13 protein-coding genes and 1 pseudogene are annotated in these 15510 nt (G+C 61.5%); 6 read left to right on the forward strand and 8 right to left on the reverse strand.

The window, feature by feature from the left end:
• Positions 1-6 precede the first annotated feature (6 nt).
• The 4 genes from KQH60_RS14245 to KQH60_RS14260 form a co-directional block, all read right to left on the reverse strand.
• Positions 7-693: a Fe2+-dependent dioxygenase gene (locus KQH60_RS14245; RefSeq protein WP_237577071.1), complete on the reverse strand. Its 687-nt coding sequence runs from the start codon at positions 691-693 to the stop codon at positions 7-9.
• A 28-nt stretch (positions 694-721) separates the two neighbouring features.
• Complete coding sequence (locus tag KQH60_RS14250; protein WP_237577072.1) at positions 722-2917, reverse strand: TonB-dependent siderophore receptor; 2196 nt, start codon at positions 2915-2917, stop codon at positions 722-724.
• Positions 2918-3181: 264 nt separating this feature from the next.
• A complete protein-coding gene (locus tag KQH60_RS14255; protein WP_237577073.1) occupies positions 3182-4222 on the reverse strand; it encodes a serine/threonine protein kinase in 1041 nt (346 codons plus the stop codon).
• A gap of 260 nt (positions 4223-4482) precedes the next feature.
• Complete coding sequence (locus tag KQH60_RS14260; RefSeq protein WP_237577074.1) at positions 4483-4695, reverse strand: hypothetical protein; 213 nt, start codon at positions 4693-4695, stop codon at positions 4483-4485.
• Positions 4696-5066: 371 nt separating this feature from the next.
• Here KQH60_RS14260 and KQH60_RS14265 point away from each other — a divergent pair, with 371 nt between their 5' ends.
• Together KQH60_RS14265 and KQH60_RS14270 are read left to right on the forward strand one after the other, a co-directional pair.
• Positions 5067-6473 (forward strand): amino acid permease, encoded by a 1407-nt coding sequence (locus KQH60_RS14265; protein ID WP_237577075.1) that lies wholly within the window; start codon positions 5067-5069, stop codon positions 6471-6473.
• Between the two features lie 149 nt (positions 6474-6622).
• Positions 6623-7390, forward strand: coding sequence for a BPSS1780 family membrane protein (locus KQH60_RS14270; RefSeq protein ID WP_237577076.1), 768 nt, complete (start codon positions 6623-6625; stop codon positions 7388-7390).
• Between the two features lie 2 nt (positions 7391-7392).
• Here KQH60_RS14270 and KQH60_RS14275 read toward each other — a convergent pair.
• Both KQH60_RS14275 and metK read right to left on the reverse strand, forming a co-directional pair.
• Positions 7393-7554, reverse strand: a pseudogene (locus KQH60_RS14275) (IS5/IS1182 family transposase); the annotation flags it as partial.
• Between the two features lie 227 nt (positions 7555-7781).
• Positions 7782-8969 (reverse strand): methionine adenosyltransferase, encoded by a 1188-nt coding sequence (gene metK, locus KQH60_RS14280; protein WP_237577077.1) that lies wholly within the window; start codon positions 8967-8969, stop codon positions 7782-7784.
• A gap of 247 nt (positions 8970-9216) precedes the next feature.
• Here metK and KQH60_RS14285 point away from each other — a divergent pair, with 247 nt between their 5' ends.
• The 4 genes from KQH60_RS14285 (at position 9217) to xerC (ending at position 12912) form a co-directional block, all read left to right on the forward strand.
• Positions 9217-10101: a lipid A biosynthesis lauroyl acyltransferase gene (locus KQH60_RS14285; protein WP_237577078.1), complete on the forward strand. Its 885-nt coding sequence runs from the start codon at positions 9217-9219 to the stop codon at positions 10099-10101.
• Positions 10102-10123: 22 nt separating this feature from the next.
• Positions 10124-11002, forward strand: a complete 879-nt coding sequence (gene dapF / locus KQH60_RS14290) for a diaminopimelate epimerase (protein ID WP_237577079.1) — start codon at positions 10124-10126, stop codon at positions 11000-11002.
• 138 nt (positions 11003-11140) lie between these two features.
• Entirely contained in the window at positions 11141-11944 is an 804-nt protein-coding gene (locus tag KQH60_RS14295; protein WP_237577080.1) for a DUF484 family protein, read from the forward strand.
• Positions 11945-11973: 29 nt separating this feature from the next.
• Complete coding sequence (gene xerC / locus KQH60_RS14300; protein ID WP_237577081.1) at positions 11974-12912, forward strand: tyrosine recombinase XerC; 939 nt, start codon at positions 11974-11976, stop codon at positions 12910-12912.
• A 60-nt stretch (positions 12913-12972) separates the two neighbouring features.
• Here xerC and KQH60_RS14305 read toward each other — a convergent pair whose 3' ends face one another.
• Positions 12973-13743: a 4'-phosphopantetheinyl transferase superfamily protein gene (locus tag KQH60_RS14305; RefSeq protein WP_237577082.1), complete on the reverse strand. Its 771-nt coding sequence runs from the start codon at positions 13741-13743 to the stop codon at positions 12973-12975.
• A 221-nt stretch (positions 13744-13964) separates the two neighbouring features.
• Entirely contained in the window at positions 13965-15365 is a 1401-nt protein-coding gene (locus KQH60_RS14310) for a cytochrome P450 (RefSeq protein ID WP_237577083.1), read from the reverse strand.
• Positions 15366-15510: the final 145 nt, after the last annotated feature.

The following is a 15510-nucleotide window of genomic DNA, read 5'->3' on the forward strand; positions in this document are numbered from 1 at the left end:
GATGCGTCAAGTCTCACCCCATATGCGCAGAAGGTTGTGATAACACCCGATTAGCTGCCGCCGCGCGAGGTCATCGGCGTGATCGCAGTTCAGGCGCTGGATCGCCGTATCCAGGTCGAACAACAGCGCGCGCCTGGCGTCGTCGCGCACCAAGCTCTCGATCCAGAAAAAGCTGGCGAGCCGCACGCCGCGGGTGACCGGCGCGACCCGGTGAACGCTGGTCGCCGGATAAACAACCATGTCGCCGGCGGCCAGCTTGACCTCGTGCGCGCCATAAGTGTCCTCGATCATCAGTTCGCCACCGTCATATTCGTCGGGTCCAGCCAAAAACAGCGTCGCCGACACGTCGGTGCGCAGCTTCGCGCCATGCCCAGGCACAATCCGGATCGAACCGTCGACGTGGTCGCCGAACGCCATCCCGGCGCCATAGCGATTAAACAGTGGCGGATACACGCGGTTGGGCAAGACCGCGCTGATGAACAGTGGGTGCCGCTCCAGCTCAGCTAGGATCATGTCACCCAACTCGCGCGCGATCGGCGCGCGCTCGTCGATTTGCTGGTTGTGCTTGACCGGCGCGCCCTGGTAGCCGGCAGTGGCGCGACCATCGACCCACGCGTGGCCGGCCGCGTCCAGTGTGGCGCGTATCGCCTGCAACTGCTGCGGCGACAATACATTCGGTATGGACACGATCATCTCGCGGCGCCTGCTGTCAGTTGCATGGTTAGATCCAGTAATTGAATGTCGCCAGCAACGTGCGACTCAGCCCCGGCACCGCACGCCCGCCGTCGGACGGAATCAGGGCATCGTAGTAGCGCTTGTCTGTTACGTTCAACAGGTTCAACTGCACGTCGTACTGCTTGGCGTGATACGCGAGCATGGCGTCCCAGCGCGTATAGCCGCCAACAGACACTCGGTTGTTGTTCGCCGCATAGCGCGTGCTCATGTAATTCAGGCCACCGCCCGCCTGCCAGTGCGGCATGAATTCATATGTCGTCCACAACGTGAACATGTTGCGCGGCGTATTCGCCGGTGTGTTGCCCTGCGTGCCGTCCTTCGCGCCCGTGATTCGGCTGTTCAAGTACGTATAGCCGCCATATAGCTGCCACTTGTCCGTGATCCGCCCCGACGCACCGAACTGGTAACCCCGCACCCGCACATCACCGTCGATCGAATACGCGCCGGTCGCATCCTGCGTGCGTGCGTTGGACTTATCGATGTTAAACAGCGATTGCGAAATCGACAACGTGCCGCCCAGCAAGTCCCATTTGTTGCCCACCTCGTATGAGCGGTTCGTTTCGGGCTTCAAATTCTGCGTGCCGTTGGTCAGCGTCAGCGCCTCGAGCGACGGATTGAACGACGTGCCGTATGATAGGTAGTATGACTGCACATTATCCGGCTGGTAAATCACGCCGCCGCGCACGTTCGTGTAGCTGTTCGTCTGCGCGGCATAGGACGGCGCATTCATCGAGTTCGCGATATGGGCCTGATAGCGGTCCCAGCGCACGCCGCCGACCACCTTCCACTGCCGCGTCAGCGACACCGTGTCATTCACATACACGCCGATTGAGTTCGCGCTGGACCTAGCCAGGTTGCCGATGCCCCGCACCACATCGGCTGGCCGCGGTACGTAAGCTGCACCGGTCAGCGGTACCACGCCGATCACGTTACTCGGCATGCCAGCCCCGGTTACGGTATAGGACTGGTTGTTGTATGTCTCGTGCCCCAGCTCGAGACCGGCGATCAAGTCATGCTTCAGTGCCCCGGTCGCAACCTTCCATTCGACGTCCGTCGCGTTATAGAGCGAGTGATCGTTGATCACTCGGTCCTTGCCCATCAGCTTCACGTACAAGCTCGATAGCGGCAGCGACGTGTAGCTGCCGCTGGACAGCGCACGCGAGCCGGCGAGCGGCCCAGTCAGCACACTGGCAACATTGGTTGCGCGCGCATCGGTCGCGTAGTGGCTAAACTGCGTCTGGTTGCGCAGCTTCAGTTCATCACTGAACCGGTGCTCGATGCGCGCCGACAACGTCTGCACGTCCTGCACCGTGCGATCGCCCGTGTAGCCATAAAAGCGCTCGCGGCCCACCGGCGCCGGGTGCCCATTGACCGCTGGCACGCCATAGTCCGGCATGTCGCGGTTGTGCTGGAGCAGCGCCGAGAGCGTGATTTCGGTGGGCGTTCCAATACCCAAGCGCACCTGCGGCGCAATACCGAAATCCTTGTTGCGCATCGCGTCGCGCGTGGTGCCCACGCTCTGGCCAAATGCGTTGACCCGCACCGCCGCGGTATCGGAGATCGGCTGGTTCACGTCGACCGTGGTCCGGTAGTCGTCGCCCGTGCCGACAGTACCGCTTACCTCGGCCGAACGCGTCAGATTCGCCTTCTTGCTAGTCTGGTTGATCACGCCGCCGGTGGAGCCGCGTCCGAACAACATCGACGACGGCCCATACAGCACGTCAATCGATTCGAGGTTGAAGGTGTCGCGATAGTATTGCCCGCGATCGCGAAAGCCATCCAGATAGATATCGGTGCGGGCCGTGAAGCCGCGCAGATTGATGTTATTGCCGATCTGCCCGCCCTCGGCCCCGCCGATCGTGATGCCCGGAACGTTGCGCAACGCGTCGGCAAACGACGCAACGCCCTGCGATTGCATCAAGGCCTTGTTGACCACCACGACCTCCTGCGGGATGTCCGTCAGCGCGGTGGGGCGCTTTGCACCGATAAAGGCGCGCGTTGCCTGGAAATCGGTCCGATCCGCATCGCCGGTGACCCGTACGGCGGGCAGCGCGGCACTCGCCACGGCGCCATGTCGCGTGTCTTGTGAATTGGAATCGGGCTGAGCGGACTGCGCAAGCGCCGGCATTGGCACGGTAAAAGCGGCCACCAGCGCCGTGGCAAACGGCGTCATCTTCGTCATTGTCGGTATGTCCTGCGAAAAGGCGACGCTCACGCCCTCGCGCTCGCATGACGTCGCCCGCACGGCAAAGCGCCCTGCGGCCTATCTTGATTGTCGGCTGGCTCACGCCACCCCTTACCGTTGTCACGGCACGGGCGAGCGTGGTTGGCTGGCGGCGCATGTTCGCATATCCTGCACCACCCCGGAATGCGAATCGTTATCATTACATGTATAACGTCTTTTTTCAACTGACGGATGGCGGACAATCGATATCGGCAGCCCACCTCACACAGGCCACAGCGGCGGCTCCTGTAACGCACCGACCTGCTCACGCAATTCCAAGATACGATCCTCCCAGTACCGGTGCGTGTTGAACCACGGAAATGCGGCAGGAAACGCCGGATCGTTCCACCGACGCGCAAGCCATGCCGCATAATGGATCAAGCGCAACGTGCGGAACGCTTCGATTAAGTGAAGCTCGCGCGAATCGAACTCGCAAAAATCCTCATAGCCCGCCAATACGTGACCCAGCGCACGGCTCGCCTGCGCGCGCTCGCCTGGCAGCAGCAGCCATAGGTCTTGAATCGCCGGTGCCATCCGGCTGTCGTCGAAATCGACGAAATGGGGGCCGGCATCGGTCCACAGCACGTTACCTTGATGGCAGTCGCCGTGCACGCGCAACGCTCGTACATCGCCGGCGCGCTCGAACGAGGCTTGCACCGCGTCTAGCGCCAGTTGGCTGATAGTCTCGTAGGCCTGACGCAACTCGACCGGCACGAAGCCGCTGGCGAGCAGGTACGCAAGCGGCTCACGGCCGAACGTGTCGATGTCCAGCGGCCCGCGGGCGACGTAGTCGCGCTGCCGACCGATCGCGTGGATGCGGCCGATGAAGCGTCCCAGCCACTGCAGTGTGGCGTTGTCGTCCAACTCCGGTGCCCGGCCGCCACGCCGCTCGAACAACGCGAAGCGGAAACCGTCGATCTCATGCAGCGTATGGTCGTCGAGCATGATCGCCGGCACGGCCGGGATCTCATGCTCGGCCAGCTGCGCAACGAATGCGTGCTCCTCCAAGATGGCCTCATCGCGCCAACGCCCGGGCCGGTAGAACTTCGCCACCAGCGGCGCGGCGTCTTCGATGCCGACCTGATAGACGCGGTTTTCGTAACTGCTCAGCGCAAGCAACCGCCCGTCGGTGCGGCGGCCGCCGCGCGCCAGCACAGCATCGAGCGCGTCGAGCACGCGCTCGGGCGTCAGATCCGCGTAGGGAGCCTGGGCGCCGGCATCGGCACGCGGCGGATTGTTGAGACTGCGATCATTGGGTTCCATCCCGCCATTGTGCCTGAGCGGCACGCGGCCTGAGCATCGCCACACGCGGACGGGGACAAGACGCAGTGCCGTGGCAGTATCCGCAGCAGTCCTGCGCCAGCGCCCGTGCCAGCATGCGAGGCAGACCCTGCGCCAGCATCCGTGCCAGCGCGCGAGGCAGACCACCCTGCGTCAGCACCCGCGCCAGCGCACGAGGCAGAAACTCGTCAGCGCCCGTGCCAACGCTCGCGGCAGCCCCCGCCAGCCGCATCCGGGCTATATCAGTGCAACGGCGCGCCCGCCGGGCGCACCACCTCGCCGGTCTCGATCAGATCCACCAAGAAGAACGGCTCGGTGTTGAGCGGCTTGGATTGCCCCGGCTCACCCTCGAACCACGTCACCATCGCCATGTCGCCCAGGATGCGCAATACGATGCCGCGCGCGTCGCGCGGCACTGCGATATGGCTGGAACGCACGATTGAACCCACCTTCATGATTTCCCCCTTTTGATGTTCGCCCGTCCGGCAGGCATTGTGTCGGCGATGCGTATCCTGCAAAGCCCGAAATGAAAGCATGGAACAGCCCAATTGCGACTGATCCGTCACATGTATACAACGACACGCATCGCAGCGACCGGCCATCGTCCCGGTCCCGCCGGCGCCTGCTGCCATTGTGCCGAATTTGACGCGCCGGTGACCGCCGCCCGCTGGCGCACACTGACTGTCTCGTCGCCCCACGCAACGTACGACCAGCAACGTACGACCCATCAGCGCAACCTCCGACCGGACCGTTTGCACCAGTCAGCTAGAATAGCCGGTTTTACCGAAGTCGGTTGCGCCGCTCCCCGGCTGCCGAATACTGCCTTATGTCACTGTTTCGAAAGAAAGATATTGGTCATATGCTGGCCCGTCGCAATGCCGACGACAGCTTGCACAGGGCACTGGGCCCACTGGATCTCACGCTTCTGGGCATCGGAGCGATCATCGGTACCGGCATCTTCGTGCTGACAGGAACCGGCGCGGTGATCGCCGGCCCCGCCCTGACGCTGTCTTTCGTCATTGCGGCGATCGCGTGCTGCTTTGCGGCGCTCGCCTACGCCGAATTCTCGTCGACGATTCCGGTCGCCGGCTCGATCTACACTTATTCGTATGCGACGCTTGGCGAGCTTGCCGCTTGGATCATCGGCTGGGATCTGATGCTCGAATATGGGCTCGCGACGTCGGCGGTGTCGGTTGGATGGTCCGGCTACCTGCAATCGTTACTGTCCGGCTTCGGCATCACGCTGCCGCAAGTACTGACCGCAGCGCCCGGCACCGTGCCCGGCCACACGACATGGTTCAACTTGCCAGCGTTCCTCGTGATGATGGCCATCACATTCCTGTTATCGATCGGTGTGCGCGAATCCACCCGGGTCAACAACGTGATGGTCGCGATCAAGGTAGCCGTCGTGCTGCTGGTGATCGCGGTCGGCGCGTTCCATGTCCGGCCCGCGAACTGGCACCCGTTCATGCCAATGGGCTGGTCCGGTGTGTTCGGAGCCGCCGCGGTGATGTTTTTCGCCTTCATCGGGTTTGACTCGGTGTCCTCCGCGGCGGAAGAGGTCAAGAACCCGAAACGCGACTTGCCGATCGGCATCATTGCATCGCTCGCCGTTTGCGCAGCGCTCTATGTGACGGTCGCCGCCGTGGTCACCGGCATCGTGCCGTACGCTGAGTTCGCAAACGTGTCGCATCCGGTATCCTACGTGCTTCAAACAATCGGCGCAGACTGGGTCGCCGGCTTTGTCGATCTGGGTGCGGTGCTCGGCATGCTGACGGTGATCCTGGTGATGATGTACGGTCAGACACGCATCATCTTTGCGATGTCCCGGGACGGCTTGCTACCCGCCGCGCTCTCGCGCATCCATCCGCGCTTCCAGACGCCGCTGATCACCACCTGGCTGGTCGGCATCTTTTTCGCGTTGATCGGCGCGCTGGTGCCACTAGACGTCTTGGCGGAGTTGATCAATATTGGCACGCTCGCCGCGTTTTCGATGGTCTCTGTCGCCGTACTGATCCTACGCCGCACGCACCCGACACTGCCGCGCGCATTCCGGTGCCCAGGCGTGCCGCTCGTGCCGATGCTCGCGGTCGCATCTTGCGTGTTTCTGATGGCCCATTTGCAGGCGATGACGTGGGTCGCATTCGTGGCATGGTTGGCACTGGGACTGGCCGTGTACTTCGGTTATTCACGGCGGTATGCGAAGCTCGCATTGAATCCCGAGCACGGATAGCACTCGCGGCGAACCGGATTGTGCCTGCATACGCCCTGTTTCGTGTGTGCCTGCCGGGCGTGCGGTTATGATGCCGACCGCATCCGGCGATACGGCGGCGCGCAGGCCGAGCGCGACGGATACCCTGTAGGATTTCGCGAGGAGGACCCATGAACGACGACACGCTGAACCATCCGCTCGCCCCAGGCGGCTCGGCGTCATCCGTCGAAACGTTGAATCTGGACGCACGCATGGTCACTGTGGCGGAAGGCTTGCGTTGGATCGCAGACGCATGGACACTGTTCAAGCGCCGCCCGCTACAGTGGATCGGCCTAGCCCTGTTGTACATGGTGATCGAGTGCGCGCTGTCATTCGCGCCGGTGTTCAACCTGCTGCCGATGGTGGTCACGCCGATACTGCTGGGCGGGTTGATGTTCACGTGCGAGCAGTTCCGCGCCGACGGCGACGTGCGCATCGGCAGCCTGTTCGCCGGGTTCACGCGCAAGCTGGGCCCGCTAGCGTTGGTCGGCGTGCTCACGTTCGCGATCGTGATCATCGGTACCGTGGTGCTCGCGTCGATCATCGGCTTCGGCACATTTGCTCAACTGGTCTCGCACCAGCCAGGCAACCCACCTGAATGGGGGGCATTGAGCCTCGTCGGGCTGCTGATCTATATCGCGATCGCCGCGGTGGCTGTAGCCGCTGCATGGTTCGCGCCCGCGCTGGTGATACTGCATGACGTGGCGCCCATTCGCGCGATGCGGGCGAGCTTCAAGGGCGTGATGCGAAACTGGCTCGCTGGCATCGTCTATGCGCTGTTGTTGCTCGTGATGCTGGTGATCGGAGCGATCCCTTTCCTGCTCGGCTGGTTGGTCGTGATACCTTTGTTATTCCTGTCGGTCTACGTCGGTTATCGGGACGTGTTTATCACGCGCTGAGACGGCTGGCTATCATGCACCGAGGCGGGCGTCACGTGCGTGTCAGTGATGATCGCGTGCTTGGCCTCTACCGTGCGGTGATCCAAATAGAAAAAGCCCTTGGGCTTATCGTCGCGTACCCTGTAGCCGCTGTGCGGATCAGTGCAGCTAACGTTGATCTGCTTGCTCGGCAGCGGTAGATCGTCGTCATCGCACTTTAAGGGCTTTCGGCACAAGCCTCTCGAGCGTCGCCCTCTCGAGTTCTGATTGGGCGGGTATCGTCTTCTTGAGCATGCCCCCATAACGACAAATCCCCGGCCAAAACCGGGGATTTGTCGGCAGTCTAACCTAGCCGAGGTTTTTTATGGCGTGCCGGCGGCTCCGACACATCTGCGCGGCTATGCCTGCGCCGTCAGGCGACGGCGGCAATCGGCTCGATGCCAGCCGCGTCGGCCAGCGCAATCGCCCTGTCGGTTGCTTCCCACGAGAATTCGGGCTCCTCGCGACCAAAGTGACCATATGCGGCGGTCTTTTCGTAAATCGGCCGCAGCAGGTCCAACATCTGAATGATGCCCTTCGGGCGCAGATCGAAGTGCTGCTGGACAAGCTCGGTAATCACCGAATCCGGCACTCGGCCGGTTCCGAAGGTGTTGACCATCACCGACGTCGGACGCGCGACACCGATCGCATAGGAGACCTGGACCAAGCAGCGCGACGCAAGGCCCGCGGCGACGATGTTCTTCGCGACGTAGCGGCCGGCATACGCGGCGGAACGGTCCACTTTGGACGGGTCCTTGCCCGAGAACGCACCGCCGCCGTGCGGCGCGGCCCCGCCGTACGTATCGACGATGATTTTGCGGCCGGTGAGTCCACAATCGCCTTGAGGGCCGCCGATCACGAACCGCCCGGTCGGATTAACGAGGAACTTCAAGTTGCCCTTGATCAGCTCGTTCGGCAGCACCGGCTTGATGACTTCCTCGATCACCGCCTCGCGCAACGTGGACAGATCGATATCTGGCGCATGCTGCGTGGAGAGCACGATCGTGTCGATCGAATCCGCACGCCCGTCAACATAGCGCACCGTTACTTGCGACTTCGCGTCCGGACGCAGCCACGGAAGACGACCGTCGCGCCGTAGATCGGCTTGCCGCTCGACGAGCCGGTGCGACAAATGGATCGGCAACGGCATCAATTCGGGCGTTTCGTCGCACGCATAGCCGAACATCAGGCCCTGGTCACCCGCGCCCTGATCCAGGTTGTCGTCGTGCGCATTGTCCACGCCCTGCGCGATATCCGGCGACTGCTTGTCGTAAGCGACCAGCACCGCACAGCCGCGGTAGTCGATGCCGAAATCGGTGTTATCGTAGCCGATGCGCCGGATCGTGTCGCGCGCGATCTGGATATAGTCGACGTTTGCATGCGTCGTGATTTCGCCAGCCAGCACCACCAGGCCGGTGTTGCATAACGTCTCGGCCGCCACGCGCGAATGCCGGTCCTGCGTCAGGATCGCATCGAGAATCGCGTCGGAGATTTGGTCAGCCACCTTGTCCGGATGGCCTTCAGATACGGATTCGGAAGTAAAGAGATAGTTGTTCGCCACTTCGTTAGCTCCAGTGAGTGAAGTCGGTCGCGTTTTCACGTTGCCGGCTTCGGATCGAAGCGGCGACGCTTTAGCGGATTACCTTGTCCGGGCGCCGCTTCGCTGGATGCCGCGCCCGATATCGCCCCGCAAGTTGTCCCATTAACTCGGCGATGCTCGTATTATATCGACTTCTGTCATGTTGTATAGAGGCTGAATTGCCGTTTGCTTCACCCCACCCGCCGCTGCGGACACTGCGAGCTCCACGATGTTAGGCCGCGCCGGAACCCACCTCGCCATCCTGCTGCTCAAGCTGTTCGCACTATTGCCCTATGGTTGGATCGCCCGCTTCGGCGATGCGATGGGCTGGTTGCTGTACCGGATTCCGAACAGTCGCCGTCGCGTGGTCCACACCAACCTGAAGCGCTGCTTCCCCCAGTGGAGCGAGGCGCGGCGCGAGCAGGTCGCCGAGCAGCACTTCCGCCATGCAATTCGCAGCTACGTCGAGCGCAGCGTGCAGTGGTTCGGCTCGGCACGCAAGTTGGAGAAGCTGATCCAACTCGACAGCGCGATCGACCTGCGCGATCCGAACCTGCCGCCGACGCTGTTCCTCGGCGCGCATTTTGTCGGCATTGAGGCCGGCTCGATTTTCCTGAACTACCAGTTGCGCCGGCAATGCGGCGCGCTGTACCAGCCGATATCCAACCCGCTGCTGGACAAGGTCGCGGTCGCCGCGCGCGCGCGCTTCGGCGCCGACATGGCCAGTCGTGCCGACAGTGCACGTATCGTGTTGCGCTGGCTGCGCGAGCGCAAGCCGGTGATGCTCGGCGCGGACATGGACTACGGCATGCGCAATTCGGCGTTCGTACCATTCTTCGGCGTGCCGGCGTGCACGCTAACCGCGGTGGGCCGGCTTGCGAAGGCAGGACGTGCCCAGTTGGCGCCGTTCATCTGCGAGGTGCTGCCCAATTACAAGGGTTATCGGCTCAAGATCTTCGCGCCGTGGCAAGACTATCCAAGCGGCGACGACATAGCGGACGCGCGCCGCATGAATGCGTGGCTGGAGCAGGAAATTCCGCACATGCCGGAACAATACTACTGGGTACACAAGCGCTTCAAAACGCGCCCACCGGGCGAAGCGGGCTTTTACTGACGCTCGACTACAATACGGTGCCATGAAGCTCAAATTCACCAAAATGCATGGCGCCGGCAATGACTTCGTGGTCGTTGACGGCGTGCGCAACACGATCTCGCCCACGCCCGCGCTGGTGCGCTACGTCGCCGACCGCCACTTCGGCGTCGGCGCGGACCAGTTGCTGCTGGTCGAGCGGCCCACGCTCGATAGCGCCGATTTCAAGTACCGGATCTTCAACTGCGACGGCACAGAAGTCGAGCACTGCGGCAATGGCGCGCGCTGCTTCGTGAAGTTCGTGCGCGACACCGGCCTGAGCCAGGCGCGCACGATTCGCGTGCAGGTGCAGCACGGCGTAATCACGCTGAGCATGCAGGACAACGGCGAAGTGCTCGTTGACATGGGTGCGCCGGTGCTGGCCGCGCCACACGTGCCGTTCGACGCGTCGGGACTGACACCCGCGCGCGATGGTGACGACCTGCTATGGCCGCTGGACGTGAATGGCTCGACGCAATGGCTCTCAGTGGTCTCGATGGGCAATCCCCATGCGGTGCAGATCGTCGATGACGCCGACGCCGCGCCGGTGCTCAGGGACGGGCCGGTAATCGAGTCGCACGCACGCTTTTTAAATCGCGTGAACGCTGGATTCATGCAAATCGTCTCGCGGCACGAAATCAAGCTGCGTGTCTATGAGCGCGGCGCGGGCGAGACGCTTGCGTGCGGCTCCGGCGCTTGCGCGGCGGTCGTGGCCGGCATCCGCCGAGGCGTACTGGACTCGCCGGTGCGCGTGCACACGCGCGGCGGCACGCTGACCATCTCGTGGGACGGCCGGCGCGACAACGACGCCCCGGTCATGATGGCCGGTCCGGCAACCACCGTGTTCGAAGGCGAAATTAACGTGCCCGACGAGTTGCCCGCATGAGCGCGATCGCCGCCCTAGGCCGTCCGGCTGATTGACCCCGATGCGGCGCTGCCTTTACTGTGTGGTATCCGCGGTGCCGCCCTCTCGGCCGGCCTGCCCGACGCGCGCCGCCCTCTTGAGTTGAAGCTGAAAACAATCATGAACGATCGCGAAGTCGCCGATTACCTGCTGGCCAACCCGCAGTTCTTCGAACGCCACGCCGAGCTACTTGCCACAGTCCGGCTGTCCAATCCGCACGGCAAAGCGGCGGTGTCGCTGCAGGAGCGACAAATGGAGCTGCTGCGCGACAAGTACAAGCAGCTCGAGCGCAGGCTAGCGGAACTGCTACGCTATGGTCACGAGAACGACAGCCTGGCCGCGAAGTTCCAGCGCTGGACACTGCGCGTGATCGCCGAACGCGATCCGCATGCACTACCCGCCACCATCACGTCGGGCCTGCGCGAGATCTTCGACGTGCCGCAGGCAGCGCTGCGCGTCTGGGACGTCGCGAGTGCCTATGCGCAAGCACAGTTTGCCCGCAGCGTCGGCGAGGAAGTCCGCATTTTTGCCAGCAGTCTCGTCGCGCCTTACTGCGGCGCGAACGCCGGATTCGAGGCCGCGCAGTGGCTCAACGCCGCCCCCGCGCCACAAGGGGGGGCGGGGGTGGGCCTGTCGCTCGCCGTCACGGCGCCGGACAGGGTGAGCGGTGCCGCGGCCGCACCGTGTGCCGACGCGCAGTCGGGTAGCGCGGCGGGGAACGACACCAAAGCGTCGCAGCAGACCGCGTCGATTGCGCTGGTCCCGCTGCGCGACGCGCAGCAGGCCGATGCGGAAAACGTATTCGGCTTGTTGGTGCTTGGCTCGCCAGACCCGCGCCGCTTCCACGACGACATGGCCACCGACTTCCTATCGCAGATCGGCGCGCTCGCCAGCGCCGCGCTGAGCCGGCTGCGTGCGCACTAGCGCGACACGTTGTCACCGCAACCTGTCCGATGTCGCCCTCCCCCGATCCGATCGCGCGCTACCTCGATAGCCTCGCCCATGAGCGCCGCCTCTCGGCGCACACGCTGCGCGGCTACGCGCACGAGTTGGACATGCTGCGCCAGTTGGCCGGCACCCGCGAGCTGGCGCAACTGACGCCCGTTGACGTGCGAGGCGCGGTGTCGCGAGCGCATTCGGGTGGACTTTCGTCCCGCTCGATCGCGCATCGTCTGTCGGTGTGGCGCAGCTTCTATCGCTGGCTCGCGCTGCATCAGCCTCTGGCCATGAATCCGGTCGCTGGCGTGCGCGCGCCGAAACGGGCGAAAATGCTGCCCAAGGCGCTGTCGGTCGACGACGCTGTCACGCTGATGGAAGCCTCGTGCATCGAGACACCTGACGCGTTGCGCGACCGGGCGATGCTGGAGCTGCTTTACTCGTGCGGGCTGCGCTTGGCCGAGTTGATCGGCTTGGACATCGCCTTTGTCAACACCGCGCAATATCGCTCGGCAGGCTGGATCGACCTGGGTACGGCCGACGTCACCGTGCTCGGCAAAGGGGGCAAGCGGCGCACGGTGCCGATCGGCAGTAAGGCGCTCGACGCGTTGCATCGCTGGCTTGCCGTGCGTGATCAACTGCTCAAGCATGATCCGCATCCGCTGTTCTTGTCAGCGCGCGGCATGCGCATGTCCGCCGGCGTCGTGCGCGAGCGGGTCAGACGGGCCGCGCTCGCAGCGGGCGTTCCATCCCACGTGCATCCGCATGTGCTTCGGCATTCGTTCGCGACGCATCTGCTGCAATCAAGCGGCGACTTGCGCGCGGTCCAGGAATTGCTCGGCCACGCGAGCGTCGCTGCCACGCAGGTCTATACGTCGCTGGACTTCCAGCATCTTGCGCGCATCTACGACCAGGCCCATCCCCGCGCAAAGAAGCGCGATCCAGGACAACAGTAGCCCCAGCCGGCGAATCGCCGCGCCGCGTGCATGCTCGCCGGTGGGCTATTTGCAACGTAATCATGTTTGGGCACAATCGGCATGAACCTGCTCCAGCACAACTTCGCGCACCCAGATTGTGAAGGGCGTCGACGCGCTACGAATCGCAATGGCCATTCGATGATATGCGTCAAGCTCGAGCGATGAAAACTGCCAATCGCGCGTGTCGTCGAGCGCGCGTGGATCGAACGATACGGTGATCGACTCGCCGGATAAATCAAACGAGAAGAGATCAAGATCAATCGAAAGACCTACACCGCGTGCTTTGATGTAGGCTTCTTTGAGTGTCCATAGCGTAAAAAATCGGTCTCGCCACTGCTCGCTTGGTAGCGCATAAAACGAGCGTCGCTCTTTAGGCGAAAAATACGACGTGACAACACCTTCAAAATCACCAATGCGCGTTATATTTTCAACGTCGATCCCAACATCGGTGGAGTGTGTAACGGCACAAGCCACGATATTGCGCGTGTTTGAAAGATTAAATCGCAGCGACGACGTGAGCATGCCGGCGTCTATCTCCGGTTTGCCATACGCGTTTGTGGTGAACCGCCATTGCTCAGGACGAACGCCGGGCTCGAAAGCGGAAAGCATGGTGCGGCACAATGCTCGCGTCGCCAAGTACTCAAGCTTCAAATGATCGAAGACAAAGCGATCCAATCTTTTTAACTCATCCGGCGCCAACAGCAAGCGGTATGCGGCGCGCTGCTCAGGGGAATCACACGCCGCCGTATGAACGTACCAGATATGCGCTTCGTGCTCGCGCAACACAGTCGCAGTGGGTTTGATTACCATCTTGACACTGATACATGCTGCATATCGTCAACTACTGTCACGCCATCCTCGCAGCAGCCAGCGCGTGACCCGCACCGACTCAAAAAAGAGCTTTTAAATCAAGCGACCACAATGGCGCGGGAGCTGGACGGTCCAATTTGACTTCGACCGTCCCCCAAAGGGGCGACACAAACGCTATGCTTACGTCTAACGTTTTGACTCCCCGTCTCGCCCAGCGTCGACTAGGCCGCCTTGGCAGGCGCGTCCTGCAATGCCACCGCTTTTATCCGCAGGTTGTCAGGCACAGCAGACGTCATATACACTTCTTCAACCGCTTCTTTGTCAACGATCTCGAGTTGAAAGCTCTTCACGAGCATCGCAATAACAATTTTCATTTCAAGGTTTGACAGCGCTGCACCTGGACAAACACGGGGCCCGTATCCGAAAGGAAATTGCTTTTGCCGTGCATCCCCCAGACTGATCAACCCTCCGTCGTCGTTCAACCATCGTTGCGGGTTAAACACCATGTCAGTCTCGGGATCCTTGATGCCGTCCACCCGCGTCAGCGCGAAAATACGGGTGCCTTTGTCAACCTGAAGATGGTCAACGGCGGTATCTTCGAGCGCTTCCAGTACGAGCCCTGGAACGGTTGAGCGGATACGGAACACTTCCTCGATCACGGCCTCCGTAAGCGGCAGGTTTTCGAGCGCGTCGTAGTTAACGGTCTCGATATCGAAGCCACTGACTTCATCTCGCAGCTTTGTCTGAAGCGCTTCAGACTGACTCAGATAGAAGCAGAGCCAGCTCAGCATCGCTGCGGTCGTCCCTTCGCTGCCCAACACAAGAATCATCATGTTGGCAAACAGCTCTTCGTCGGTAAGCACCCGGTCTTCGCCCTCGACCGCTTGAAGCATCGTGTGAAGGATGCAGTGTTCGCCGACATCTTCTTTCCGTTCCATTTTACTTCGAACGTCGCGTGCTATGCTGATCACCATGTCCTTCAACTCTTGGATCGATTCGTCGAACCTTCGGTCAACAGGCAATTTTACAATCCGCCAATAGGGCACAATCTTTCGCAAACGTTTGTTCATGGTATCCACGACGTTATGGAACGTGTGGAGAACATGATGATCCACTTCTTCAATATTCTTCAGATCGATGCCAAAAACGAGTAGACAACCGACATCTACTGAGAAACGTCGGAAATCGTGTCGAATTTCTATCGGCTCACCCTTATAATTTTGTAGTCGCTCGCGTAGACGAGCTGCCTTTCGAGCGATTTGTGGGATAAATGAGGTGAGGCTCTGCTTCGTGAACGCAGGCACGATCATGGGCCGCTGACGTCGCCATTCTTCGCCCTCTTTGGTAAAAACACTGCTGAATCCCACTTCATCAAAGATCTTTGACATTTCACGCATACGGCGAAAGTCAGACGGCCGTTTTTTCAGCACGTGTCGCACATGATCTGGTTTACTGAGCACCACAAACTTCAAACTCCCAATCTGGAACCGATAAGGTTCAAAATTGTATTCTCTCGCCCATTTTTCCAGCGACAGATGCAGCGCTTTCTTGTTGAGCTTGTGCGCATGGCCCAGTATGGGCAAGCTAGGCGGCATGGGCAAATCTTTGAATGTCTTCATCATGGCGTTTCAGCTCCTATCAGGGTTAAAGCACTCCACGCGCTGATCCGGTTCTTCAGATCCATGGAGATCGTTAGCAGTTTAACTTTTTACATCTCTTAGTATATTTATTTTAATTTCCTCCACAATAAAATATGAATACAGTCAC

Origin of the sequence: Mycetohabitans sp. B8 (assembly GCF_021991875.1) — a bacterium.
Lineage (GTDB): Bacteria > Pseudomonadota > Gammaproteobacteria > Burkholderiales > Burkholderiaceae > Mycetohabitans.